Raw genomic sequence first — 25,155 nt, forward strand, 5'->3', positions numbered from 1 at the left:
TAATTAGTTTAAAAAATCTTTTAATTCAGCCTTATTTATTTTACCTCGGGATGTTTTTGGAAGTTCTTCCATAAAAATGAATTCACTAGGTAAATAATAATAGGGGAGTTCTTTAGAAATATTCTCTTTCAATAATTCTAAAACTTCTGTTCTATTTTTAAAAGATCCACTAATAAAAGAAACAAGAAAGTTTTGATGCTTTAGAGTTACAGCTCTTTTTACATTTGGATTTCGTTCAATTATTTTTGAAATAGCATCTAGCTCAACCCTAAATCCCTTGATTTTTACTTGATCATCAACTCTTCCATAATGGATAAGTTCTCCTTCTGAATTCCATTTACCAAGATCACCAGTATTAAACATTTGATCTCCGTTGTTTAAAAAAGGATCATAGGCATAGCGTTTCTTGTTTAACTCGTCATTGTTTATATAGCCTTTGGTAACGCAATTGCCACCAGCCCACATAATTCCTACTTCACCAATTTTACATGGTTCTTTCTTTTCGTTTAAAACATATACAGTGTTGTTTGGGGTAGGTTTACCAATGGATAGCTCTTTATTTTTTAGATCACATCTTTTCATGGTGTTTACAATAGTGGTTTCAGTAGGGCCACATGAATTGTAAAAATCACAAACTTTGGCCCACTTATTGGCTAGAATCTCAGGACAAGGTTCTCCTGCTACAGCAACAGTTTCTACCAACTTACATTTATTTACATCTATAGTAGTAAGTATGGTTGGTGTAGCAATAATTACATTAGCTTTTTCGGCAGTTTCTTGTATGCTTTTGTCTCTAATCAATAAGGTTCCTCCATTTCCTAAACAACCAAGAATTTCCCAAGCGGCCATATCAAAAGAAATATTGAGTATTTGAGCTACTTTAGTTCCTGATTTTATATTGAGATTCCCTGGTGAAGTATATAAAATGTTACACAAGTTTTTATGAGTAACTTGAACACCGTTTGGTACACCTGTTGTTCCAGAAGTGAATAAAATAAAGCATGTGGAATTAGGTGTGTTTCCTTTTTGATTAATCAGTTTTACATTTCCATATAAGTGTTTGTATATGTCTTTAGATAATTCATTATCTATGAACACAACTTTGTTATCATTTTCAAATAAATCTTGATTTTGATAATTTGAATGCGAAACTATTATTGAAGCATTACTTAATTTGTAAATAGAATTAAGCATGTTTTTAGGAACTATTCTAGGGTCTTGCGGAACATAGATTGCTCCTAATTTTAAGCAAGCAATAATACCTATTAGCATGTCTAAAGAACGATGCATGTACAAGCCAATGCTGTCTCCAGAAGAAATTCCTTTTTGTTTTAATAAAAGAGCTAAAATAGTAGCCTGATTATCTAACTCTTTGTAAGTAATTACTTTGTTTAAATGAATTGCGGCATTAGCTTTTGGTGTTTTTGAAACCCAGTATTCAAAGGCTTCTAAAATGTTTTTATGTTTCGGAGGAACTAATGGTGCAATACCGTATTCAATAAACTTTTCTTGATCTTTAAGAGATAAATTACCAATTGTACTTTTTTGTATTGATGGTTTTAGGTAATGTATTTTCTTTTTACCAATTTCTATCTTTCTTTCGTATAGAATATCATCATTTGAGGCTGTTTTTTTCATGGTGATTTAATTAAATTAATATTGATTTTACGCTGCAGCTTTGTTTTAATGATGTAAATAACTTTGAATGTTATCACAGAAGTATCACGTAAAAATCATTTTTAAATCACAGTATATTTCTTTATGTTAGCTAACGAACCCCCGAAATTCTGTAAGATGAAAAAAATACTTATTATTGAAGATGATGTTGCTATAGCCAAATTGATAGAGTATAATTTACTAGATAGTCATTATAATGTAACTACTTGTTTAGATGGTATAGAAGGTCTAAATAAGGCGTTAGAAGAAGATTTTTCCTTAATTATTTTAGACTTAACACTTCCTAATCTAAATGGTATAGAAATTTGTAAAGTTATTCGAAAAAACAAGCAAACACCTATAATTATGTTAACGGCTAGGAGTAATGAAATAGATAAAGTTTTAGGACTTGAACTTGGTGCTGACGATTATATAACAAAACCTTTTAGTGTTAGAGAATTGCTTGCTAGAGTAGCAGCTGTTATTAGAAGAAATACAACAGTTTTAAATTCTACAAAACATGATATTCATGATAAATTACAATTTGAAGAGTTGTATATAGACATTGAAAAACGGAAAGTAATAATTAACTCTGAACAAGTTAATCTTTCACCTAAAGAGTTTGAATTGTTAGTTTTAATGGCTTCTACACCAGGTAAAGTTTTTAGTAGAGATACTTTATTAGATTTAATATGGGGCTATGATTTTGATGGTTATAGACATACTGTAAATTCACATATAAATAGATTAAGAAGTAAAATTGAAACAAATACTGAGGCACCTAAATTTATACTAACTTCTTGGGGAGTTGGTTATAAGTTTAATGAAGAACTAAAATCTTTGGAAGGTGAATTTATACAGAACAGTTTCAAACAAGTTAATTAAGAAAATTAAGTGTGCTTTTTTTGTAATTATATTAATTATTGGAGGAGTTTACATTTACACTACTTTTTTTCTTTTAAAACAATTTTATAGTCAAACAACTCAACAGTTAAATGCTAATGTAGCTACTCATTTAGTTGAAGAAAAATTTAAAAATGATTCTCCATTTTTAGAAAATGGAGCAATAAATAAAAGTCTATTTAACGATTTGATGCACGATATGATGGCAGTGAATAGAGCTATTGAAGTGTATTTATTAAATGAAGAGGGAGGAATAGTTTATTCTGTTGTTTTAGAGCATAATGAGAATGATAAGAATATTAAATCTGTAGATTTAAAACCTATTAAGGAGTTTATTAAGAATAATCAATCCTATGTTTTAGGGGATGACCCGAGAGATGAAACAAATAAAAAGATTTTTTCAGCGGCTTATTTTGAAAAAGATGGTCAAGCTGGTTATATCTACATAATATTAGCAAGTCAAAAGTATCAACAAATTTGTGAGCAACTACTTACTAAGTTTTTTTTTGATTTAAGTATAGGATCTACTTTAATAACTATGTTGTTTGCTATAGTAGTAGGGTGGATAAGTATTTGGTTTTTAACAGGGAATTTACGTACAATTATATATTATGTAAATAAGTTTAAAGAAGGAGATTTGTCTAGTAGAATTCCAAATGCAGCAAGTTCTGATTTATCTACGCTAGCTTTAACTTATAATAGTATGGCCGAGACAATAGCAAACAATATTCAGCATATAACAGAAGTAAATCAATTTAGAAAAGAGTTTATAGCAGATGTAGCTCATGATTTACGAACCCCTTTAACCGCTATAAAAGGTTATATAGAAACTTTGAAAATAAAAGAGAATATAACTATAAAAGATCGATTTCTTTTTATGTCTATTATAGAGAATAGTGCTAGTCATTTAGGAAATATGATAAATGAACTTTTTGAGTATACTAAATTTGAAGCAAAAAAGGTAACGGTTAAAAAAAGCTTTTTTAGTATTACAGATTTGGTTTTTGAGTTGCAGAAAAGATACGAGCTTATTTCAACTACTAAAAAAATAACACTTTCAGTAGTTATAAAAAATAATATAGTAGATGTATACGCAGATAAATTATTAATAGAAAGAGCTATTCAAAATATTATTGAAAATGCGATTAAGTTTACACCTAATCATGGAGAAATTAGCATAGAACTTTTAGGTAAAAATGAAGAATATGTAGTGTTAAAAATTATAGATACAGGCGAAGGAATATGTAAAATTGAACAAGAATATATATTGAAAAGTTATACGCAGCTTAATACTACTGATAAAAATAAAGGAATAGGTTTAGGCTTATCAATTGTAAAAAAGATACTAGAATTGCATCAAACAGAGCTGAGAATTACTAATAATAAGGATAAAGGTACTTGTTTTGAATTTACATTACCCTATAAATGCACAAATAATAAACTATTATAGAATTAATAGATTAATATCGCTAAAAGGTAAATCAAACCAATCAGCTACTGTTTTATTGGTTAAAATTCCGTGATAGAAATACATGCCGTTTCTTAAACTATTATCAAAACGAGCAGCATTTTCAAAACCACCTTCTTCCGCAATATCTAATAGGTAAGGAGTAAAGATATTACTAATAGAAACAGAAGCAGTTCTGGCATATCTTGATGGAATGTTGGGAACACAATAATGAATAACACCGTGTTGTGTAAAAGCAGGTTTACTATGTGTAGTAACTTTTGATGTTTCAAAACATCCACCGCGATCGATACTTACGTCAACAATAACAGCTCCTTCTTTCATTTGTTCAATCATTCCTTCAGTAACTATCACAGGAGATCTATCTTTCCCTCTAATGGCTCCAATAGCAACATCGCAACGCATTAAAGCCTTAGCTAATGTTTTTGGTTGTACAGTAGACGTATAAATAGGTGATTGTATGCAGTGTTGTAACTTGCGGAGTTTGGTTATTGAATTGTCAAAAACCTTTACTCGTGCACCTAATCCAATAGCAGAACGTGCGGCAAATTCACCTACAGTTCCAGCCCCTAATATAACGACTTCACTAGGAGGAACTCCACCAATATTTCCTAATAATAAACCATTACCACCGTTTGAAGTAGTCATCAATTCTGCTGCAATATGCATTGAGGCAATACCTGCTATTTCACTTAACGATTTTACAATAGGGTAAACCCCATGTTCATCTTTTATATAATCAAAAGCAATAGCTGTAATACGCTTTTTTGCTAAAGCTTGAAAATACTTTTTATTTTGAGTTTTAAGCTGTAATGCTGAAATTAAAACAGCTTGAGGGTTTAACATTTTTATTTCATCTAAAGATGGTGGTTCAACCTTTAGAACAATATTGCAACCAAAAACTTCTTTAATATCGTATGATATTTTAGCTCCTGCATCAGAATATTCTTTATCGCTATAATTAGCTCCTTCACCAGCACCAGTTTCAACAACAATTCTATGGCCATGAGCAACCAAAGCAGATACAGCATCGGGAGTTAAACTAATACGTTTTTCTTCAAAATGTGTTTCTTTAGGTAGCCCTATGAATAATTCACCCTTCTGCTTTTTAATTTCAAGCATTTCAGGTTGTGGCATTAATTGTTCTTTTGTAAAAGGTGAGATGTACCCCATTGAATTAGTTGGTTTATAGTTGAATATTACGTTGACCGTTTTCTAAAAGTGTAATTTTTATGGCAACGGCATCTAAAGGTAATAAATTTTTAACGTTTTCTGGCCATTCGATTAAACACCAGTTATTACTATATAAATAGTCTTCAATTCCCATATCATAAGCTTCTTCTTCGTCTTCTATACGATAGAAATCAAAATGATAAACAATGTCGCTGTTTTCAGTTTGGTATTCATTAACAAGAGAAAAAGTAGGTGAGTGGGCTATATCGTCAACACCTAAAACTTTACATATTTCTTTAATTAAAGTTGTTTTACCAACTCCCATATCGCCGTAAAATAAAAGCACTTTGTTTTTAGTGTTTTGTACAACTTCTTCGGCTATTTTAGTTAATTCGTCTAAAGAATAGTTTTTATTCATAATGCGCAAAAATAAAGAACTAAAAAATGTTAAGAAAATTTAGTTTTTATATCTGTAGTGTCCAATGATTTTAAAATCAAAAAGACAATCTTCAAGTACTTGACCATTACCTATATTATGAACAATCATATATCGTTTTTTATCTTTTGATTTTTTATCAACAACAATTCCTATGTGTGTAATTCCACCGTGAAGATTCCAGCAAACTATATCACCAGGGACATAATCCTCAGCTTTTTTTGATATAGCTTTTACAGTTCCTTTTCTTTTAAAAAAAGTCATCAAGTTTGGAACTCTTCTGTGGTCTATATTCTTATCGGTAGATTTTAAACCCCAAATTTTAGGATACAAAGAAAAGTTACTTTTCATATCATTATGTACTTCTTTTTGTAAGTCTATTCCTAGTTTTCTATATGCTCTAATCACAACATCAGTGCAAACACCTTTATCTGTAGGTACATCTCCATTAGGATACTTTATTGAAAAATAGCTAGGGTCATAAACAACCTTTTGTTTTGTTAATTCTAAACCAGCAGAGCTTAATTTATCTTCTTGAGCGAATATAATCTGAGAGAAAAGAACAAAAAGGAATAATAACCTCATTATTTCGGATTATAAATTGAACAAGGTATGATTACTTCCTCTAAAGAAATTCCTCCGTGTTGGTATGTGTTCTTGTAATATTTAACAAAGTGATTGTAATTGTTAGGATAAGCAAAAAACAAATCTTCTTTAGCAAAAATAAAAGGACTATTTATAGCTACACTTGGTAGAAAAATATCTTTTGGATTTTTAATTGCAAACACATCTTTATCTTCATAACTCAAACTCTTACCAGTTTTATAACGTAGGTTAGAGCTGATATTTTTATCACCAATTACCTTCGATGGATTTTTAGAGTTAATTGTACCGTGATCAGTAGTAATAATAAGCTTTTGACCAAGCTTTTGAGCTTTTTGAATAATGTCATATAGTGGTGAGTTTTTAAACCAACTAACCGTTAAAGATCTATAAGCTTTATCGTCGCCAGCTAACTCTTTAATAACCTCCATTTCAGTTTTAGCATGTGAAAGCATGTCAACAAAGTTATATACAACTACAGTTAAATCATTTTGTTTGGTACTATTGTAATTATCTGCTAAATCTTTACCACTTTTTAAGGAAACAATTTTATAATATTCATGCTTAATATTTAAACTTAGACGTTTTATTTGAGCATCTAAAAAATTAGCTTCAAATAGGTTTTTACCACCTTCGTCTGTATCGTTTTTCCAATATTCAGGATGCCTTTTTTCCATTTCAGAAGGCATCAGTCCAGAAAATATAGCATTACGAGCATATTGAGTAGCAGTAGGTAAAATACTATAATAAGAATGTTCTTCTTCTTTCTTAAAATAATTATTAATGAAAGGCTCAAGAACTCTGTATTGATCGTAACGTAAATTATCAATTACAACTAACAAAACACCTTGATCTTTTGATAGGTTAGGGACTATATAATCTTTAAATAAAGTATGAGAAAAAGTAGGTTTATCATCACTGGTTAACCAACTTTGATAATTTTTCTTAATGAATTTAAAAAATTGTGAATTCGCTTCAGATTTTTGGGATTCTAAAATCTCCAACATTCCAGTATCATTAATATTTTCTAGTTCTAGCTCCCAATGAACAAGTTTTTTATATAATTCACTCCATTCTTCATAAGAATTTACCATAGCTAAATCCATAGAGATTTTTCTAAACTCTTGCTGGTAATTAGAAGTTGTTTTTTCAGAAACTAAACGCGAATGATCTAGATTTTTCTTTAAACTTAATAGTATTTGATTTGGATTAACTGGTTTAATCAAATAATCAGCAATTTTAGAACCAATAGCTTCTTCCATAATGTATTCTTCCTCACTCTTTGTAATCATAACCACTGGAAGATTAGCATTTTTTTGCTTGATAGCCGATAAAGTTTCAAGTCCGGTAATACCAGGCATGTTTTCGTCTAAAAAAACAATATCAAAATTCTGCTCATCAACTAAATCTATAGCATCAGCACCATTGGTAGATGTAGTAACAGAGTAATTCTTCTTTTCTAAAAATAATATATGTGGTTTTAATAAATCGATTTCATCATCAACCCAAAGTATGTCTATGTTTCTCATAAATTTTTTGTGTGTTACACTAAAAATAACGTTTAAATGATCTTTTGTTGTATTTCAAAAAGCTAAAAATACGTTAATAAAGCTTTTGTTAATTTGCTTTTGTTAATAAATTATGATTCTTTTGTTTTAAATAGAAGTATTTACATATTTTGAATAACCAAAAAACGAACAAGTTAAAGATTATAAATGACCCGATTTATGGATTTATATCCATACCCAATTCATTAATCTTTGACATTATAGAACATCCGTATTTCCAGCGTTTAAGAAGAGTTACCCAAATGGGATTATCTAATTTAGTGTATCCTGGAGCAAATCACACTCGTTTTCATCATGCTATTGGTTGTATGCATTTAATGCAAAAAGCTGTACGTATTCTTAGGACAAAAGGAGTAAAAATATCTGATGAAGAAGCAAATGCATTGTACATAGCTATTTTACTACACGATATAGGACATGGAGCTTTTTCTCACGCTTTAGAGCATAGTATTGTTAATGGAATAACGCATGAAGAAATTTCTTTAAAATTTATGAAAGCGTTAAATAAAGAGTTTGATGGACAATTAAGTTTAGCAATTCAAATTTTTGAAGGAAAATATGATCGGGAGTTTTTATATCAATTAATATCGAGTCAATTAGATATAGACCGTTTAGATTATTTAAAAAGAGATAGTTTTTATACAGGAGTAGCTGAAGGGAATATTTCATCAGATCGTTTGATAACAATGATGAACGTTGTGAATGATGAATTGGTGATAGAGCAAAAAGGAATATATTCTGTAGAAAAATTTATCATAGCTAGACGTTTAATGTACTGGCAAGTTTATTTGCATAAAACAGGTTTGGTTGCAGAAAATACGTTGGTAAATGTTTTAAAAAGAGCTAAAGAATTAGCAATGAAAGGTGTTGAATTACCAGCTAGCAAAGCTTTTAAATATTTTCTATATACAAAAATAACAGAAGAGAATTTTACAAACGATACATTGAATATATTTTCAGAATTAGATGATTATGATGTAATGGCAGCTATTAAAGAATGGGTGAACCATGAAGATTACGTATTATCTTTTTTAGCAAAAATGATTATTCATCGAAATCTTTTAAAAATTGAAATTCAAGGAAAACCTTTTAAAGAAGAATATGAAAAGGAAATTTTTAACAAGGTTTTGAAAAATGATCATGTGAATAAAGAAAATATAAACTATTTTGTAATTTCTAGTAAAGTTAAGCATCAAGCATATAATACTGATAAGCCTATTAAAATTTATGCAAAAACAGGTGAGTTAATAGATATAGCTAAGGCATCAGATCAATTGAACTTGAAAGCATTAACAAAACCAGTAATAAAACATTACTTGTGTTATCCTAAAAAAATGATTTAAAAAAAATCATAAAAGGACAAAGGATATGTATTTGAACAAAAATAATTACTTTTGCAGATAATGAAATTTAAAGCAAAACAAATAGCTGATATATTAGAAGGTGAGATTGTAGGGGATCCTAATATAGAAGTAGATAAACTTTCTAAAATAGAAGAGGGCTCAGAGGGGTCTTTAACTTTTTTGTCAAACCCTAAGTATAATTCATATATATATACAACTAATGCTTCTGTAGCAATAGTTAATAAGAGTTTTGAACCAGAAAAAGAGATTGAGACAACATTAATTAAAGTTGATGATGCATATCAGTCTTTTTCGAAGTTATTAGAATTTTATAACGAGGCAAAAAATAATAAACAAGGAAGAGAAAATCCTCATTTTATAGCTGATTCAGCAAAAATAGGGGAGAATGAATATATAGGAGCTTATTCTTACATAGGGAATAATGTAGTATTAGGAGAAAATGTAAAGATTTTTCCAAACTCATATATAGGTGATAACTCTACAATAGGAGATAACACTGTTATTTTTGCAGGAGTTAAGATTTACTCTGAAACACAAATAGGAAAGAATTGTAAAATACATTCAGGCAGTGTTATTGGAGCTGATGGATTTGGTTTTGCTCCAGATGAGAATGGAGAATATAAAGCGATTCCTCAAATAGGAAATGTTATTATTGAAGATAATGTAGATATAGGATCAAACTCTACAATAGATAGAGCTACATTAGGATCAACAGTAATAAGAAAAGGAGTAAAACTTGATAACCAAATACAAGTAGCTCATAATGTAGAAATAGGGAAAAATACGGTAATAGCATCTCAATCAGGTATTGCAGGATCAACTAAAATAGGAGAGAACTGTATGATTGGTGGACAAGTAGGTATTGTAGGTCATATTTCTATAGGTAATAATGTGAAAATTCAAGCACAGTCAGGAATAGGTAGGAACTTAAAGGATGGAGATGTAGTGCAAGGTACACCAGCCTTTGGATATTCAGATTATAACAAATCCTATGTGTATTTTAAAAAGTTACCAAAACTAGCATCGACAATAGATAAAATTGAAAAAGAGTTCAATGCTCAAAAAATAAAAAATGAGTAAACAACAAAAAACAATACAGAATGAAGTTACATTATCTGGTGTAGGACTACATACAGGTAATGAAGTTACAATGGTATTTAAACCAGCACCAGTAAATAATGGATTTGCTTTTAAGCGTGTTGATTTAGAAGGACAACCAATCATAGAAGCAAAAGCTGATTATGTAACAAATACTCAGAGAGGTACAAACCTTGAGAAAAATGGAGTACAGATTCAAACATCTGAACATGTTTTAGCGGCAGCAGTAGGTTTAGATATTGATAATTTAATTATCGAAATCAATGCGTCAGAGCCACCAATTATGGATGGTTCTTCTAAGTTTTTTGTTAAAGCTTTAGAAGAAGCTGGTATTGTAGAACAAGATGCTGAAATTGAAGAATATGTTGTAAAAGAAATTATATCATATAAAGATGAATCTACTGGAAGCGAAATTATTTTAATGCCTTCAGATGAGTATCAAGTAACTACTATGGTAGATTTTGGAACTAAGATTTTAGGAACTCAAAATGCTACTTTAGATAGAATTTCTGATTTCAAAGAAAATATTTCAGCAGCAAGAACTTTTAGTTTCTTACATGAAATTGAAATGTTGTTAGAAAATGATCTGATTAAAGGTGGAGATTTAAATAATGCTATTGTATATGTTGATAAAGAATTATCAGAGAGTACAACGGAAAAATTAAAAAAGGCTTTTAAAAAGGACGATATAAAAATAAAATCAAATGGGATTCTAGATAATTTAGAATTGCATTGGGCTAATGAAGCTGCTCGTCATAAATTATTAGATGTAATTGGTGATTTAGCTTTAGTAGGTACTCGTATTAGAGGTAAAGTAATAGCAAATAAACCAGGACATTTAGTAAACACCTTATTTGCTAAGAAATTAGCGAAAATTATTAAGAAGGAGAAACGTAATAATGTGCCAACATTTAATTTAAATGAAGAACCATTAATGGATATCCATAAAATTATGGATATTTTACCACATCGTCCACCATTCTTATTAATTGATAGAATTTTAGAGTTATCAGATAGGCATGTTGTTGGAATGAAAAATGTAACAATGAATGAAGATTTCTTTGTTGGACATTTTCCAGGAGCACCAGTAATGCCAGGGGTTTTACAAGTAGAAGCAATGGCTCAATGTGGAGGAGTATTAGTATTAAATACTGTACCAGATCCAGAAAACTATTTAACTTATTTCATGAAAATGGATAATGTTAAATTCAAACAAAAAGTATTACCAGGAGATACCTTAATTTTTAAAGCAGAATTAATTACTCCAATAAGAAGAGGTATTTGTCATATGCAAGCATATACATATGCGAATGGAAAGATAGTAGCAGAAGCTGAATTAATGGCGCAAATATCAAAAGTAAAATAGTATGAATCAACCACTAGCATACGTACATCCCCAAGCAAAAATTGCTAGAAATGTAGTTATAGAACCTTTTACAACAATTCATGCTAATGTAGAAATTGGCTCAGGAACATGGATTGGTTCCAATGTAACAATTATGGAAGGAGCTCGTATAGGGAAAAATTGTAGAATTTTTCCTGGAGCAGTTATATCAGCTATACCTCAAGACTTAAAGTATAACGATGAGGAAACTACAGTAGAAATAGGTGATAACGTAACTATTCGTGAATGTGTTACAATAAATAGAGGTACTACAGATAGAATGAAAACAGTAGTAGGAGATAATTGTTTAATTATGGCTTATTGCCATATTGCACATGATTGTTTCGTAGGAAATAATTGTATTTTTTCTAACAATACTACTTTAGCAGGTCACGTAAATATCGGAGATAATGTTGTTTTGGCAGGTATGGTAGCGGTACATCAGTTTGCATCGGTTGGAAATCATGCTTTTGTAACAGGAGGGTCATTAGTACGTAAAGATGTACCTCCATATGTAAAAGCAGCAAGAGAGCCTTTATCATATGTAGGAATTAATTCAGTAGGATTAAGAAGGAGAGGATTTACGACTGAAAAAATTAGAGAAATTCAAGATATATTCAGAATATTGTTCCAGAAAAATTTCAATAACACTCAAGCAATAGCTATTATTGAGGCAGAAATGGAAGCTACATCTGAAAGAGATGAAATAGTTCAATTCATAAAAGATTCTCATAGAGGAATTATGAAAGGATATTTTAAAACAAGTTAGAAAAAATAAAATTGTTTTAAGACTTACTATGTCTTTAGAACGAATTATAAAATAAGCATAAATAGAATGGCTACAACATCAGATATTAAAAACGGACTATGTATGAGATACAACAGCGATATATATAAAGTTGTTGAATTTTTACATGTAAAACCAGGGAAAGGCCCAGCGTTTGTAAGAACTAAGTTAAAAAGTGTAACTAACGGAAAAGTAATTGAAAATACATTTCCTTCAGGAAGAAAGATAGATGCTGTTAGAGTTGAAACACATAAGTTTCAATATTTATACAATGAAGGAGAAACATTTCACTTCATGAATCAAGTTGATTATTCTCAAATTTCATTAGAAAAAAGTGCTTTAGATGCGCCAGAATTAATGAAAGAAGGAGAAATTGTAACTATTATTATCAATTCAGAAGATGAAATGCCTTTAGCTGTTGAAATGCCAGCAAGTGTAATATTAGAGGTTACTCATACTGAACCAGGAGTTAAAGGTAATACAGCAACAAACGCTACAAAGCCAGCAACTGTTGAAACTGGAGCACGAGTAAATGTACCTTTATTTATTAATGAAGGAGATAAAATTAAAATAGAAACAACAAAAGGTACGTATCAAGAGCGTATCAAAGAATAAAACAATTCCCGCATCTGCGGGAATTTCTTTTCTATGAAATTTAAGCAAACACAAACTTTAGAACAAATAGCTACATTATTAAATGTAGAATTTGTTGGTGATAAAGATTTTCCTGTAAAAGGAATAAATGAAATTCATGTAGTTGAAAAAGGAGACATAGTTTTTGTAGATCATCCTAAATACTACAACAAAGCATTAAATTCTGCTGCTACTACTATTTTAATTAATAAGAAAGTAGATTGTCCAGAGGGTAAATCATTATTAATTTCAGACGATCCATTTCGAGATTTTAATAAAATTACAAAACATTATAATCCATTTATTGCTTCTCATAAAAGTATTGCAGATTCAGCTATAATAGGTGCAGAAACAATAATTCAACCTAATGTATTTGTAGGAGAGAATGTTACTATTGGTAAAAATTGTTTAATTCATGCCAATGTAGTAATTAACAATGATTGTGTAATTGGAGATAATGTAACAATTCATGCCAATACAGTATTAGGAGGAGATGCTTTTTATTATAAAAATAGACCAGAAGGATTTGATAAATTAATTTCTGGAGGTAGAGTTGTAATAAAAGATAATGTAGATTTAGGAGCTTCCTGTACAATAGATAGAGGAGTAACTGGAGATACAACTATAGGTAAAGGAACTAAGATTGATAATCAAGTACATGTTGGACATGACACAGTTATAGGTGAAAAATGTTTAATCGCTGCTCAGACAGGTATTGCAGGTTGTACAGTAATAGAAGATGAAGTAACTATCTGGGGACAAGTAGGAATAATTAGTGGTTTAACTATAGAAAAAGGAACAGTATTAATGGCGCAAACAGGAGTTTCAAAGTCTTTAAAGAAAGGAACTTATTATGGAACACCACAAAGAGAATACCGTCAAACTATGCGTGAAGTTATCTATTTAAAAAACGCAACAAAACCAAATAAAAAGTAACGTAAATTTAATTGTGAAAAAACAATTAAAAAGCTATTTTTGTCTGACTTAAAAATAAATAAAAAACAAACCAATGAGTGTTTTAGTAAATAAAGATTCGAAAATTATTGTACAAGGATTTACTGGTAGTGAAGGAACTTTTCACGCAGGTCAAATGATTGACTATGGAACTAACATCGTAGGAGGTGTTACACCAGGTAAAGGAGGTCAAGAACATTTAGGTAAGCCAGTTTTTAACACAGTTGCAGAAGCTGTTGAAAAAGCAGGAGCTGATACTTCTATTATTTTTGTACCACCAGCATTTGCTGCTGATGCAATTATGGAATCTGCTGAAGCAGGAATCAAAGTAATCATTTGTATTACTGAAGGAATTCCTACAGCTGATATGGTTAAGGTAAAAGCTTATATTGATAACTTAGATTGTACTTTAGTAGGACCTAACTGTCCAGGTGTAATTACACCAGATGAAGCTAAAGTTGGTATTATGCCAGGATTTATCTTTAAAAAAGGAAAAGTAGGAATTGTTTCCAAATCAGGTACATTAACATATGAAGCTGCAGATCAAGTTGTAAAACAAGGATTTGGAATTACTACAGCAATTGGTATTGGTGGAGATCCAATAATTGGAACAACTACAAAAGAAGCTGTTGAGTTGTTAATGAATGACGATGAAACTGAAGCAATCGTAATGATTGGTGAAATTGGAGGGAACCTAGAAGCAGAAGCTGCTCGTTGGATTAAAGCTGATGGTAACCGTAAGCCAGTTATTGGTTTTATCGCAGGTCAAACTGCACCAGCAGGAAGAACTATGGGACACGCTGGAGCAATTGTAGGTGGAGCTGATGATACTGCACAAGCAAAGATGAAAATTTTAGCAGAAAATGGAGTACATGTAGTAGAATCTCCTGCTAAAATTGGTGAAATGGTAGCAAAAGCATTGGCATAGTTTTTTATAAAAACTGTTAAAAAGCTAAAATATATTTCTTTAAAATCCGTTGAATTTGTAAATTCAACGGATTTTTTAATTTAATCAAACACAAATACAAATGAAAACATTTAAATTGCTATTATTTAGCATGTTACTTGTTTCTGTAGTGAGTTGTAAACAAACAACAACCTCCACAGCAAATGAAGTAATAACTGAACAACACACAAGTCAAGACGGTTTTAAATATGAAACCGTAACTAATGATCCAACGGGATTACGATTATACACTTTAGACAATGGTTTAAAAGTATATTTAAGTAAAAATACTGATGAACCAAAAATCCAAACTTACATAGCAGTAAGAGCAGGTTCAAACTATGATCCAAAAAACTCAACAGGTTTAGCTCACTATTTAGAGCACATGGTTTTTAAAGGAACTCACAAAATTGGTACTGCTGATTGGGAAAAAGAAAAAGAGTATTTGAAACAAATTTCAGATTTATACGAAAAGCATAGAGCAGAAGAGGACCCAGAAAAGAAGTTAGCTATTTATAAAGAAATAGATAAAGTATCTTTAGAAGCTTCTAATTATTCAGTAGCAAATGAGTATGATAAAATGACTGCTTCTTTAGGAGCAACTGGTACAAATGCTCATACTTGGTTTGAGGAAACAGTTTATAAGAACAAAATACCAGCTAACGAATTAGACAAGTGGTTAGATTTAGAAGCTGAGCGTTTTAGTACGTTAGTATTACGTTTATTCCATACAGAATTAGAAGCTGTATTTGAGGAGTTTAATAGAGGACAAGATAACGATTTTAGAAAGCGTTATGCAGCTATGTTAGACGGGTTATTTCCAAAGCACCCTTACGGACAACAAACTACTATTGGTACAGGGGAGCACTTAAAGAATCCTTCAATGGTAGATATTCATAACTATTTTGACAAGTACTATGTACCAAATAACATGGCAGTAGTTTTAGTTGGAGATTTAGATTTTGATGCTACAATTAAGAAAGTAAACGAAACTTTTGGAAAGTTTGAGAAAAAAGAATTAAAACACCCAGTTTTACCTAAAGAAGATCCAATTACTCAACCTATTATTAAAGAAGTATTTGGACCAACTTCAGAATCAGTATCTATTGCATATAGATCAGGAGGAGTTAATACTGAAGAGGAAAAATTTGTTACTCTTTGTGATATGATTATGGCAAATGGTAATGCAGGTTTAATCGATTTAAACTTAAACCAAAAGCAAGCTGTACAAAGAGCAAGCTGTTCACCTACATTCTTGAATGATTATGGATACCATTCTTTCTCAGGAAATCCTAAATCAGGACAATCTTTAGATGAAGTAAAAGATTTATTATTAGAACAAATCGAAAAATTAAAGAAAGGTGAGTTTGAAGAATGGATGATTGAAGCTGTAGTTAACGACTTAAAATTAAGTCAAACTCGTCAATATGAGAATAATACAGCGTTAGCTAGTGCATATTTTAATGCGTTTATCCACCATGAAAACTGGGCAGACAAAGTAAAATTCTTAGAAGATTTAAAGAAAATTACTAAAAAAGAATTAGTAGACTTTGCTAATAAATTTTACCAAAACAATTACGTTGTAACTTACAAGCGTAAAGGAGAAGATAAAAACATTGTAAAAGTTGAAAATCCAGGAATTACTCCAGTTAAATTAAACAGAGATAAGAGTTCTGAATTCTTAAAAGAGTTTAACAAGAAAAAATCTGCACCATTACAGCCAAAGTTTGTTGATTATAAAACAGCTATTAAGGAAACAAAAATGGCTAATGATATTAAAGTATCATATGTTTTAAATGAAAACAATGATTTATTTGACTTAAATATCATTTTTGATATGGGTAAAGACAATGATAAAAAGTTAAGCCTTGCTGCTGGATACCTTGAATACCTTGGAACAGACAAATATTCTGCTGAACAAATTAAAAAAGAGTTTTATAAATTAGGAGTAGATTATTATGTAATTGCTCAAGATGATAAAACATATGTAGGTTTAAGAGGATTAAAAGAAAACTTACCTAAAGGATTAGAATTATTAGAACACTTATGGGATAATGCAAAAGCTGACCAAGATGCTTATACTAAATATGTAGAGAAAATTTATAAAGGACGTCAGGACGGTAAAACTCAAAAAGGAAATATTCTTTGGAACGGGTTATATAGTTATGGTAAGTATGGAGAAAACTCTCGTTTAAGAGATATTATGCAAATTGATGAGTTAAAAGCTATCAATCCTGAAGATTTAGTGAACATTGTTAAAGGAATGAAAAATTACAAGCAGCGTATTTTTTACTATGGTAAAGATGTAGACGCAGCTGTAACAGCTTTAAACGATTACCATAAAATTTATGGAGAATTAAAAGATTATCCAGAAGCTAAAAAGTATGAAGAGTTAAAAACTGGTGGTAATGTATTCTATACAAACTACGATATGGTTCAAACAGAAATGATTTTCTTAGCTAAAGGAGAGCCTTTCAAGCCAGAAAACTTAGCAGCTTCAACTTTATTTAACACGTATTTTGGAAGCGGATTGTCATCAATTGTATTTCAAGAAATTAGAGAAAGTAAGTCTTTAGCTTATTCTGCATTTGCTTCATATAGTAATGCAAGAAAGAAAGATGATCCTAACTATGTATTGGCATATGTTGGTACTCAGGCAAATAAATTATCACAAGCAGTAGATGCTATGATGGATTTAATGAATAACATGCCTGAGGCAGAGAAGCAATTTAATGCAGCTAAAAACGCTACATTAAAGAAATTAGCAGCTCAAAGAATTACAAAATCTAATATTTTCTGGTCTTATGAAAGATTAAAAAAGTTAGGTATTGATAATGACAACAGAGAAGAGATGTACAATACTATTAAGAATATGACTATCGAAGATTTAAAAGCATTTTTCGATAAAAACGTTAAAGGAGAGTCATATAACGTAATGGTAATTGGAAATAAAAAAGACTTAGATGTTAAGTCATTACAAAAATTAGGTAAGATTCAAGAGTTAGATGTTGATTACTTATTTAATTATGTAAATGAAAAAAAGATAAAGTCTTAGTAAAATAAAAATTTATCTACTTAAAATCCTGCTAAAGATTATTTTTTAGCAGGATTTTATTTTTATATTTGACCTATTAAAACAACTAATAAATGAGACTTTTAGAAAATAAAACAGCAATTATTACAGGAGCTACCAGAGGAATTGGTAGAGGAATTGCTTTAGAGTTTGCAAATCAGGGATGTAATGTTGCATTTACTTATAGTTCATCTGTTGATGCAGCAGTTGCATTAGAAAAAGAATTGGCAGAATTAGGAGTAAAATCAAAAGGATATCAATCAAATGCGGCTGAATTTGACGCAGCTCAAGAGTTGGCAAAAAATGTTTTAGAAGAATTCGGATCTATAGATGTATTAGTAAATAATGCAGGTATTACTAAAGATAATTTATTAATGCGTATTTCTGAAGATGATTTTGATAAAGTAATTCAAGTAAATTTAAAATCTGTATTCAATTTAACCAAAGCTGTTATTCGTCCAATGATGAAACAAAGAGCAGGTTCTATTATTAATATGAGTTCTGTTGTTGGGTTAAAAGGAAATGCAGGTCAAGCAAATTATGCTGCTTCAAAAGCAGGAATTTTAGGATTTTCAAAATCTGTAGCTTTAGAATTAGGATCTCGTAATATTAGAAGTAACGTAGTTGCTCCTGGTTTTATTGAAACAGAAATGACAGCTAAATTAGATGAGAAAGTTGTAGAAGGTTGGAGAAATGAAATCCCTTTAAAAAGAGGAGGTACTCCAAAAGATATTGCAAACGCATGTGTATTCTTAGCTTCTGATATGAGTGCTTATGTAACTGGACAAACTTTATCTGTAGACGGAGGAATGTTAACATAGGAATATTAGCTTTTAAAAAAGCTAGGTTCAATTAAATAAAAAAAGCCTGTATCATTTTTTTGATACAGGCTTTTTAACTTAAAGGGTATCTTGGAGGGGACCAAGATGATAAGGGGTATCTTGAGGGAATCAAGAAGATAAATATTTTCTTAGTAGGGGTCTAAGAAAAGAGGGGTTTTTCTTAGAGGGGTGATTGTCTAATTAAGGGGCAGGGAAAATATTTTTACACTATCTTTTTTTATAGTCCTCAAAAGTGCCATCTTCATATAGCACAACAATGTTTTTTATTTTTTTATCTAGTATTCTCTGTTGCTCCTGTATGGAAATATTTTCGTTTTTTTTTGAAATATCGTCAGGAGAGGGATTTGAAAATAATGATGGAGAAGTGGTAGCTTCTTCAACATTTGTAAAATTTTCTTTTATAGTATTCGGAAAATTACCTTTACCATATACTAACCAATCTAATTCTACTTCTTCAAAAGCCTTTTCAACTTTTATAATAAAATCCAAGCTTGGTTTATTTCTTCCAGAGAGCAGGTGAGAAATACTTGATCTTGGTACATCAATTCTATCAGCAAAACTTGAAGCTGTTAAATTGTAATAGTCTAATATGCTTTTTAATCTCTCTATCATTTACAATTGTGAACGTGTAATTATTGTTTACGTTTGTAAATATATGTAGATTTACTTTTGTAACCAAATATATTTAAGGTTTTCTTACAGAAAGGGTGTTTTAACCCTGAAAAACACTTTACCTAACGATGCTTAATTATCTAATAAACAGTAAGTTATGTGTTTTGTATAGAGAAAAGTTATATAGCGCTAAAAATCTAACTCTTAATTGATAAAATATTAGTATACACTTGTAACATACTTAAAAACACGGTTATTTAAGGTATTTATAAGCTTTACATATGTAATTTTATTAAAGATAAGTGTATGAGATACATATAATAGCTAATATGATAGTATAAAAGCTATTTAAAGACTTAAAAACTCATAAAAATAGTGTAATTGATCTAATCAAAAGGTGATAATTGACCGTTTACAATTGTAAAAAAGAAGTTAATTTATAAATGTAACAGTAAAAACTGTGTTGCCTGGCTTAGATTTAAACTGTATAATACTATTATGAGCTTCTATTATACTCTTACTTAATGTTAGTCCAATACCAGAGCCATCTTTTCGTGTAGTGAAGTAAGGAACGAATATATTATCCTTAATCTCTTCTGAAATACCTATACCGTTATCTTTAACCCTTAAATAGGGCTTATTAGCCTTATTAACGTCTATTTCTATTGTTATCACAGGGGTATCTATACCTTCTAAAGCATGCAACGCATTCGATATTAAGTTTATAATTACTTGTTCTATTTGCTCCTTATCTGCATAAATCTCATTGTTTACATTTGTAAACTTGTCTAATTTGATGTTTTTCGACTGAAATTCTTTGTTAAATAAGTTTAACGTATTATCCACAAGCGAAACTAAATTTAGTTTTTGCTTATTTGGTAATGGAAGTTCTGCTAGTTTTCTATAAGTGTCTACAAAGGAAGTTAAATGTTTAGAACGCTTTTTTATAATTTTTAAACCAGTTGATAATTCTTCTAATGTTTCCTCATCTACTTCATCTTGAATCAAATCTTCTAAATTTTCAGCTAAACTACTTATAGGTGTTATGGTATTGATAATTTCATGAGACATTACATTCATTAATTTATACCAAGCTTCTTTTTCTTTTTTATTAATTAATTGTTGGATGGTTTCCAGAGTTATAACTAAATACTGATCTTCATTTGTTTGTGTAACTGAGCTTTTAAAAAAGAAATCTTCTTCTTTATTATTTACTTTTAAAGAAATCGTATGCTTTAAATGCTTCCATTCAGAAATAAATTCTGACAAATTTCCAATTCTATTTTTTAACAAATTCCAATTATAAAACTTAGGAATTTTTAAAAAATCAATAAAGGCTTTGTTTATTTGAAATACATCAATAGTATCTTCAGGATCTTTTCTTAATATAAGAACACCAATGGTTAAGCTTTCTATTATATTACTAAAAATTAGTGTTTCGGAAGTTGTTTGTAAACTTAGCTTCCTATGTTTCTCTAGTAATAGGGCTGTTTTATTAAACAAAGGGGTTTCTCTTTTTTCTTTAGAAATAGTATTAGAATAGTCGTTGTTTAATAAACAATCAATAGATTTTTCTATATCAGCAAACAATTTTTTTAAAAAATCGATAAACAGAAATATTTGAAAAACAAATATTAATGAAAAACCAACACTATTGGCTATTAAACCTTTAGTATAAGTATAAAAAATAATGATCCCATTAATTGTCAGAAATAGAATTCGTAGTATTATCTGTGTAAGTTGTGATTTTCCCAAAATTAAAGTCCAAATTTTTCTAAGCGTCTGTAAAGAGCTGCTCTTGTTAAACCTAAATCTTTTGAAGCTTTAGAAATATTACCTTGATGCTTATTCATAGCTTGTTGAATTAGCATTTTTTCAGTTTCTTCTAAATTAAGATTATCACCTAAAGATACATTCAATTTCTTTGTAGAAAAATGTAAATCTTCTAATTGAATAGTATTAGAATCGGTAATAATCACGGCACGTTCAATAATATGTTCTATTTCTCTAATATTACCAGGCCACTGATAATTTTTCATAGCATTGATAGCTTCCTTTGAAAATTCAATTATACTTTTTCTATATTTTTTAGAAAGCTTTTTCAAAAAGTGATTAGCTAATAATAAAATATCATCTTTTCTTTCTCGTAATGAAGGTAGATTTAGTTCTATGGTATTAATTCTAAACAATAAATCTTGTCTAAAACTTTGTTCTTCAACCATGTCATGAATTGGAGCATTAGTAGCACAGATGATTCTTACATCAATATCACGTTGTGTACCTTCACCTAATCGTGTAATTTTTCTGTTCTGAATAACAGTTAATAGTTTAGCTTGTAAGTGGAGTGGGAGGTTGCCTATTTCATCTAAAAAAATTGTTCCTTCCTTGGCCAATTCAAAACGCCCTAAAGTATCTTTTTGAGCTCCTGTAAAAGCACCTTTTGCATAACCAAATAACTCACTTTCAAATAAATTTTCGTTTAAAGAACCTAAATCAACATGAATAAAAGGATGATTCTTTCTTTCAGATAATAAATGAATTTCCTTAGCAAACACGTATTTACCTGTACCGTTTTCACCTAATATTAGAATATTGGCATCGGTTGGAGCTACCTTTTGCATTAATTTCATTGCTGATTTCATCGCTGGAGAATTTCCAATAATATGTTCTGTTTGTTTATGGAAGTCTTTATCCTGTTGTTCTTGAACTGTAGAAAGTTGAGAAGTTTTTCTTAAAGAACGAGCTAATTCAACACCAGCATTTACAACACCATACAGCTTTTCTGTTTTCCAAGGCTTTAAAATAAAATCGGTAGCACCTTGTTTTATAGCATCAACAGCTAAATTGACCGATCCGAAAGCCGTCATTAGAATAACCGTAGTTTCAGGACTAATCTCTTTTATTTGTTTTAACCAATACAGTCCTTCTTTACCATCCTCAAAACCAATCCTATAGTTCATATCAAGTAATACAACATCAATAGTAGCATTGGTTAAATGATTACTAATTTTCTTAGGGTTGTTTGTAGTGATAATTTCTGAAAAATATTTTTTCAAGCTTATTCTGGCCGAAAATAGAATATCATCGTCGTCATCTACAATTAAAATAGTTGCATCTTTTTTTCTCATAATATTACATAATTACATAGTTGTTTGAATTTGGACAAATAAATGTTCGTTTTTGAACACTTAATTTTTGTTTTAAAAACATAACGCACTGATTTTTAATGTTTTATGTACTTGTTCTTTTTGTGGCACATTTATCGTCTTAATTAGGTCAAACAAAGCAATTTATAATGGATAAGAAGATTAAGCCAAAAAATAAAAAGAAGAAAAAAATGATTTTATGGGGTGCTCCAATAGTGTTATTACTAGCAATAATTCTAATGAACCTTACACGTAAAAGCCAAATAAATTTGAAGCGTATGGATATGAGTATACGTGAGGTAAAAAGTGGAGATTTTGAAGATGTTGTTTTATTTAATAGTACTGTAGAACCAAAAACATCGGTTTTAGTAAATGTAATTCAAGGAGGTTCAGTATCAGAAATTTTTGTTGAAAGTGGACAAATGATAAAAAAAGGAACTCCTTTACTTAGAGTATACAATCCAAATGCAGAATTAAATTACTTAACTCAAGAAACAGCAATTATTGAACAAATAAATAATTTAAGAAATATTAGAGTTAGTATTAAGAATCAGCAGTTAACACTAGATCAACAACTGTTAAGTATTGATAACGATTTTAAAAATGCTAAAAGACAACACGACTTAGATAAAAAACTTTTTGACAAAGGAGTAGTCGCACAGAATGATTATCAAAAAACAGCACAACAGTTTCAGTTTCAGAAAGAAAGAAAAAACGTTATAAAACAAAGTGTTAGCGAGGAAAAAAAGAGTAGAGATACTCAACTATTGAGGATAAATACTTCGATAACCAATATGCAAAAGAGTTTAGAATTACTTAGAAAGAACAAAGAAAACTTTACAGTTAAAGCTCCTGTTGATGGATTGCTATCTTCTTTTAATCCAATTTTAGGAGAAAATTATAATCAAGGACAACCAATTGGAAAAGTAGATGTGTTAGATGGTTATAAGTTAATGGCAAAAGTAGATGAATACTACATTGCAAAATTGAATGAAGGTATTAAAGGGAATGTTGCTATCAATGCTAAAAATTATGAAATCAAACTTTCAAAAATACAACCAGAAGTAGTTAACGGACAGTTTCAAATAGAGTTACAATTTCAAAAAGACTCATTACCTAAGGACGTAAAAAGAGGAATGTCTTTAAAAAGTAAGGTCTTTTTATCAAATAATAGTAAAGCTTTGTTAATACCTAAAGGACAGTTCTATCACTCAACAAATGGAAAATGGGTTTTTGTATTAAACTCAGACAACAAAGCTGTTAAGCGAAATGTAAAAATAGGAAGAGAGAATCCTTTTTATTATGAAGTATTAGAAGGTTTAAAAGAAGGTGATAAGGTAATTACTTCTAATTACGACGATTTTAAAAATGTAGAAGAAATAAATATTCAAGAATAATAAAATGATGATTAGATTAAGCATATTTTTAATACTGATATTTATGGTTTCTTGCGCACCAAAAATATTTTATAATAACATAAGCGCTAGAGATTGGAGTATTCAAAAAGAAAAAGAAGAACTCGATGCATCATTCAGCTATTTCTCTGGTAGTGTATATCAAGATATAGCAATAGAAAAGGATGGTGAATTAAAGTTAATCTGGAATACCAATTTAGAAAAGGGAGCTATAGAATTCTCACTGATTGATACTAAAGGAGAAAAACTATGGAATTCAACAAAACAAATAAAAAATGGAACTGAAGAAGTAAATGTTCCAATAACAGAAAAAGGAATTTATAAAATAGAAGTAAAAGGATATGACGCTTCTGGAAAATTTGATTTAAAATGGAAATAAAAAATAACAAAATGATAGCAATAAAAGAATTAACTAAAGTATATAGAACTGAAGATGTTGAAACTACAGCATTAAACGCATTAAGTTTAGAAGTAAAAGAAGGAGAATTTGTTTCTATAATGGGAGCTTCTGGTTGTGGAAAATCAACTTTATTAAATATCATTGGTTTGTTAGATGCACCTGATGGAGGAAGTTATTTGTTTGATGAAACTGAAGTTGCAAATTATACAGAAAAAGAAAGAGCTAGTTTACGTAAAGCAAATATAGGTTTCGTTTTTCAAAATTTTAATTTAATAGATGAGCTTACAGTTTATGAAAATGTTGAATTACCATTAATCTATAATAATGTAAAATCATCAGAACGTAAGCAAAGAGTAAATGAAATATTAGAGCGTATTGGAATAGCACATAGAGCTAAACATTACCCATTGCAATTATCTGGAGGTCAGCAGCAAAGAGTAGCGGTAGCTAGAGCATTAGTTACGAAGCCAAAATTGATTCTTGCCGATGAACCTACAGGAAATTTAGATAGTAAAAACGGAAATGAAGTCATGGAATTATTAACAGAATTACATGCAAGTGGAGCTACTATTATCATGGTAACGCACTCTTCATACGATGCTCAATTTTCATCACGAGTAGTTACATTAAAAGATGGGGAAATTGTTTCAGAAAAGAAAAATGAACACAAAGTAGACATTTTGATTCAATAAAA

At 29.8% G+C, this 25,155-nt stretch carries 22 protein-coding genes; 14 read left to right on the forward strand and 8 right to left on the reverse strand.

Going from position 1 to position 25,155, the window contains the following annotated elements:
• Positions 1–3 precede the first annotated feature (3 nt).
• The gene (locus F7018_RS03265; RefSeq protein WP_150898563.1) at positions 4–1,638 is read right to left on the reverse strand and encodes an AMP-binding protein; all 1,635 of its coding nucleotides are present in this window, start codon (positions 1,636–1,638) and stop codon (positions 4–6) included.
• A 156-nt stretch (positions 1,639–1,794) separates the two neighbouring features.
• Here F7018_RS03265 and F7018_RS03270 point away from each other — a divergent pair, with 156 nt between their 5' ends.
• Both F7018_RS03270 and F7018_RS03275 read left to right on the forward strand, forming a co-directional pair.
• Positions 1,795–2,541: a response regulator transcription factor gene (locus F7018_RS03270; RefSeq protein WP_150898564.1), complete on the forward strand. Its 747-nt coding sequence runs from the start codon at positions 1,795–1,797 to the stop codon at positions 2,539–2,541.
• Positions 2,504–4,009, forward strand: coding sequence for a sensor histidine kinase (locus tag F7018_RS03275; protein WP_150898565.1), 1,506 nt, complete (start codon positions 2,504–2,506; stop codon positions 4,007–4,009). The genes F7018_RS03270 and F7018_RS03275 overlap by 38 nt, the downstream gene beginning before the upstream one ends.
• On the opposite strand, the gene F7018_RS03280 is transcribed toward F7018_RS03275, so the two are convergent.
• From F7018_RS03280 to porX, 4 genes are read right to left on the reverse strand one after another with little or no spacing between them, the layout of a single operon-like run.
• A complete protein-coding gene (locus F7018_RS03280) occupies positions 4,004–5,200 on the reverse strand; it encodes an alanine dehydrogenase (RefSeq protein ID WP_150898566.1) in 1,197 nt (398 codons plus the stop codon). The two genes, F7018_RS03275 and F7018_RS03280, sit on opposite strands and share 6 nt — an antisense overlap.
• Before the next feature lie 13 nt (positions 5,201–5,213).
• Positions 5,214–5,618, reverse strand: coding sequence for a tRNA (adenosine(37)-N6)-threonylcarbamoyltransferase complex ATPase subunit type 1 TsaE (tsaE, locus tag F7018_RS03285; protein ID WP_150898567.1), 405 nt, complete (start codon positions 5,616–5,618; stop codon positions 5,214–5,216).
• A gap of 39 nt (positions 5,619–5,657) precedes the next feature.
• Positions 5,658–6,221 carry a DUF1287 domain-containing protein gene (locus tag F7018_RS03290; protein WP_150898568.1) on the reverse strand — a complete coding sequence of 188 codons (564 nt, stop codon included), beginning with the start codon at positions 6,219–6,221 and terminating at the stop codon, positions 5,658–5,660.
• Positions 6,221–7,768 (reverse strand): T9SS response regulator signal transducer PorX, encoded by a 1,548-nt coding sequence (porX, locus tag F7018_RS03295; RefSeq protein ID WP_150898569.1) that lies wholly within the window; start codon positions 7,766–7,768, stop codon positions 6,221–6,223. Before porX ends, F7018_RS03290 begins: the two co-directional genes overlap by 1 nt.
• Before the next feature lie 149 nt (positions 7,769–7,917).
• Here porX and F7018_RS03300 point away from each other — a divergent pair, with 149 nt between their 5' ends.
• The 9 genes from F7018_RS03300 to fabG all read left to right on the forward strand — a co-directional run bounded on the left by F7018_RS03300 (position 7,918) and on the right by fabG (position 18,867).
• Complete coding sequence (locus tag F7018_RS03300; RefSeq protein WP_150898570.1) at positions 7,918–9,150, forward strand: HD domain-containing protein; 1,233 nt, start codon at positions 7,918–7,920, stop codon at positions 9,148–9,150.
• A 60-nt stretch (positions 9,151–9,210) separates the two neighbouring features.
• Positions 9,211–10,251 carry a UDP-3-O-(3-hydroxymyristoyl)glucosamine N-acyltransferase gene (lpxD, locus tag F7018_RS03305; protein WP_150898571.1) on the forward strand — a complete coding sequence of 347 codons (1,041 nt, stop codon included), beginning with the start codon at positions 9,211–9,213 and terminating at the stop codon, positions 10,249–10,251.
• Positions 10,244–11,635 carry a bifunctional UDP-3-O-[3-hydroxymyristoyl] N-acetylglucosamine deacetylase/3-hydroxyacyl-ACP dehydratase gene (locus F7018_RS03310; protein WP_150898572.1) on the forward strand — a complete coding sequence of 464 codons (1,392 nt, stop codon included), beginning with the start codon at positions 10,244–10,246 and terminating at the stop codon, positions 11,633–11,635. Before lpxD ends, F7018_RS03310 begins: the two co-directional genes overlap by 8 nt.
• 1 nt (position 11,636) lies before the next feature.
• Positions 11,637–12,422, forward strand: a complete 786-nt coding sequence (gene lpxA / locus F7018_RS03315) for an acyl-ACP--UDP-N-acetylglucosamine O-acyltransferase (protein ID WP_150898573.1) — start codon at positions 11,637–11,639, stop codon at positions 12,420–12,422.
• Positions 12,423–12,488: 66 nt separating this feature from the next.
• Positions 12,489–13,055: an elongation factor P gene (gene efp, locus F7018_RS03320; protein WP_150898574.1), complete on the forward strand. Its 567-nt coding sequence runs from the start codon at positions 12,489–12,491 to the stop codon at positions 13,053–13,055.
• A gap of 33 nt (positions 13,056–13,088) precedes the next feature.
• Positions 13,089–14,009: a UDP-3-O-(3-hydroxymyristoyl)glucosamine N-acyltransferase gene (locus F7018_RS03325; protein WP_150898575.1), complete on the forward strand. Its 921-nt coding sequence runs from the start codon at positions 13,089–13,091 to the stop codon at positions 14,007–14,009.
• A 73-nt stretch (positions 14,010–14,082) separates the two neighbouring features.
• Entirely contained in the window at positions 14,083–14,955 is an 873-nt protein-coding gene (sucD, locus tag F7018_RS03330; RefSeq protein ID WP_150898576.1) for a succinate--CoA ligase subunit alpha, read from the forward strand.
• Positions 14,956–15,055: 100 nt separating this feature from the next.
• Complete coding sequence (locus F7018_RS03335; RefSeq protein WP_150898577.1) at positions 15,056–18,028, forward strand: M16 family metallopeptidase; 2,973 nt, start codon at positions 15,056–15,058, stop codon at positions 18,026–18,028.
• Between the two features lie 92 nt (positions 18,029–18,120).
• Positions 18,121–18,867, forward strand: coding sequence for a 3-oxoacyl-[acyl-carrier-protein] reductase (gene fabG, locus F7018_RS03340; protein ID WP_150898578.1), 747 nt, complete (start codon positions 18,121–18,123; stop codon positions 18,865–18,867).
• Between the two features lie 228 nt (positions 18,868–19,095).
• Here fabG and F7018_RS03345 read toward each other — a convergent pair whose 3' ends face one another.
• The 3 genes from F7018_RS03345 to F7018_RS03355 form a co-directional block, all read right to left on the reverse strand.
• On the reverse strand, positions 19,096–19,500 hold the full coding sequence (locus tag F7018_RS03345; protein WP_150898579.1) for a helix-turn-helix domain-containing protein: 405 nt from the start codon (positions 19,498–19,500) through the stop codon (positions 19,096–19,098).
• Positions 19,501–19,932: 432 nt separating this feature from the next.
• Positions 19,933–21,255: a sensor histidine kinase gene (locus F7018_RS03350; RefSeq protein ID WP_150898580.1), complete on the reverse strand. Its 1,323-nt coding sequence runs from the start codon at positions 21,253–21,255 to the stop codon at positions 19,933–19,935.
• Between the two features lie 2 nt (positions 21,256–21,257).
• Positions 21,258–22,628 (reverse strand): sigma-54-dependent transcriptional regulator, encoded by a 1,371-nt coding sequence (locus tag F7018_RS03355; protein WP_150898581.1) that lies wholly within the window; start codon positions 22,626–22,628, stop codon positions 21,258–21,260.
• A gap of 167 nt (positions 22,629–22,795) precedes the next feature.
• Here F7018_RS03355 and F7018_RS03360 point away from each other — a divergent pair, with 167 nt between their 5' ends.
• From F7018_RS03360 to F7018_RS03370, 3 genes are read left to right on the forward strand one after another with little or no spacing between them, the layout of a single operon-like run.
• Complete coding sequence (locus tag F7018_RS03360) at positions 22,796–24,043, forward strand: efflux RND transporter periplasmic adaptor subunit (RefSeq protein WP_150898582.1); 1,248 nt, start codon at positions 22,796–22,798, stop codon at positions 24,041–24,043.
• 4 nt (positions 24,044–24,047) lie between these two features.
• Complete coding sequence (locus tag F7018_RS03365; RefSeq protein WP_150898583.1) at positions 24,048–24,440, forward strand: hypothetical protein; 393 nt, start codon at positions 24,048–24,050, stop codon at positions 24,438–24,440.
• An 11-nt stretch (positions 24,441–24,451) separates the two neighbouring features.
• Positions 24,452–25,153 (forward strand): ABC transporter ATP-binding protein, encoded by a 702-nt coding sequence (locus F7018_RS03370; protein ID WP_150898584.1) that lies wholly within the window; start codon positions 24,452–24,454, stop codon positions 25,151–25,153.
• Positions 25,154–25,155: the final 2 nt, after the last annotated feature.

Source organism: Tenacibaculum aiptasiae (genome assembly GCF_008806755.1).
GTDB lineage: Bacteria > Bacteroidota > Bacteroidia > Flavobacteriales > Flavobacteriaceae > Polaribacter > Polaribacter aiptasiae.

What these genes read in the sequence shown, in the direction of transcription:
- F7018_RS03355 (WP_150898581.1), bottom strand. Translation starts at nt 22,628, where the DNA reads ATGAGAAAAAAAGATGCAACTATTTTAATTGTAGATGACGACGATGAT.
- F7018_RS03360 (WP_150898582.1), top strand. Translation starts at nt 22,796, where the DNA reads ATGGATAAGAAGATTAAGCCAAAAAATAAAAAGAAGAAAAAAATGATT.
- F7018_RS03370 (WP_150898584.1), top strand. Translation starts at nt 24,452, where the DNA reads ATGATAGCAATAAAAGAATTAACTAAAGTATATAGAACTGAAGATGTT.
- lpxD (WP_150898571.1), top strand. Translation starts at nt 9,211, where the DNA reads ATGAAATTTAAAGCAAAACAAATAGCTGATATATTAGAAGGTGAGATT.
- sucD (WP_150898576.1), top strand. Translation starts at nt 14,083, where the DNA reads ATGAGTGTTTTAGTAAATAAAGATTCGAAAATTATTGTACAAGGATTT.
- fabG (WP_150898578.1), top strand. Translation starts at nt 18,121, where the DNA reads ATGAGACTTTTAGAAAATAAAACAGCAATTATTACAGGAGCTACCAGA.
- F7018_RS03345 (WP_150898579.1), bottom strand. Translation starts at nt 19,500, where the DNA reads ATGATAGAGAGATTAAAAAGCATATTAGACTATTACAATTTAACAGCT.
- F7018_RS03265 (WP_150898563.1), bottom strand. Translation starts at nt 1,638, where the DNA reads ATGAAAAAAACAGCCTCAAATGATGATATTCTATACGAAAGAAAGATA.
- F7018_RS03270 (WP_150898564.1), top strand. Translation starts at nt 1,795, where the DNA reads ATGAAAAAAATACTTATTATTGAAGATGATGTTGCTATAGCCAAATTG.
- F7018_RS03290 (WP_150898568.1), bottom strand. Translation starts at nt 6,221, where the DNA reads ATGAGGTTATTATTCCTTTTTGTTCTTTTCTCTCAGATTATATTCGCT.
- porX (WP_150898569.1), bottom strand. Translation starts at nt 7,768, where the DNA reads ATGAGAAACATAGACATACTTTGGGTTGATGATGAAATCGATTTATTA.
- efp (WP_150898574.1), top strand. Translation starts at nt 12,489, where the DNA reads ATGGCTACAACATCAGATATTAAAAACGGACTATGTATGAGATACAAC.
- tsaE (WP_150898567.1), bottom strand. Translation starts at nt 5,618, where the DNA reads ATGAATAAAAACTATTCTTTAGACGAATTAACTAAAATAGCCGAAGAA.
- F7018_RS03365 (WP_150898583.1), top strand. Translation starts at nt 24,048, where the DNA reads ATGATGATTAGATTAAGCATATTTTTAATACTGATATTTATGGTTTCT.
- lpxA (WP_150898573.1), top strand. Translation starts at nt 11,637, where the DNA reads ATGAATCAACCACTAGCATACGTACATCCCCAAGCAAAAATTGCTAGA.
- F7018_RS03335 (WP_150898577.1), top strand. Translation starts at nt 15,056, where the DNA reads ATGAAAACATTTAAATTGCTATTATTTAGCATGTTACTTGTTTCTGTA.
- F7018_RS03310 (WP_150898572.1), top strand. Translation starts at nt 10,244, where the DNA reads ATGAGTAAACAACAAAAAACAATACAGAATGAAGTTACATTATCTGGT.
- F7018_RS03280 (WP_150898566.1), bottom strand. Translation starts at nt 5,200, where the DNA reads ATGGGGTACATCTCACCTTTTACAAAAGAACAATTAATGCCACAACCT.
- F7018_RS03325 (WP_150898575.1), top strand. Translation starts at nt 13,089, where the DNA reads ATGAAATTTAAGCAAACACAAACTTTAGAACAAATAGCTACATTATTA.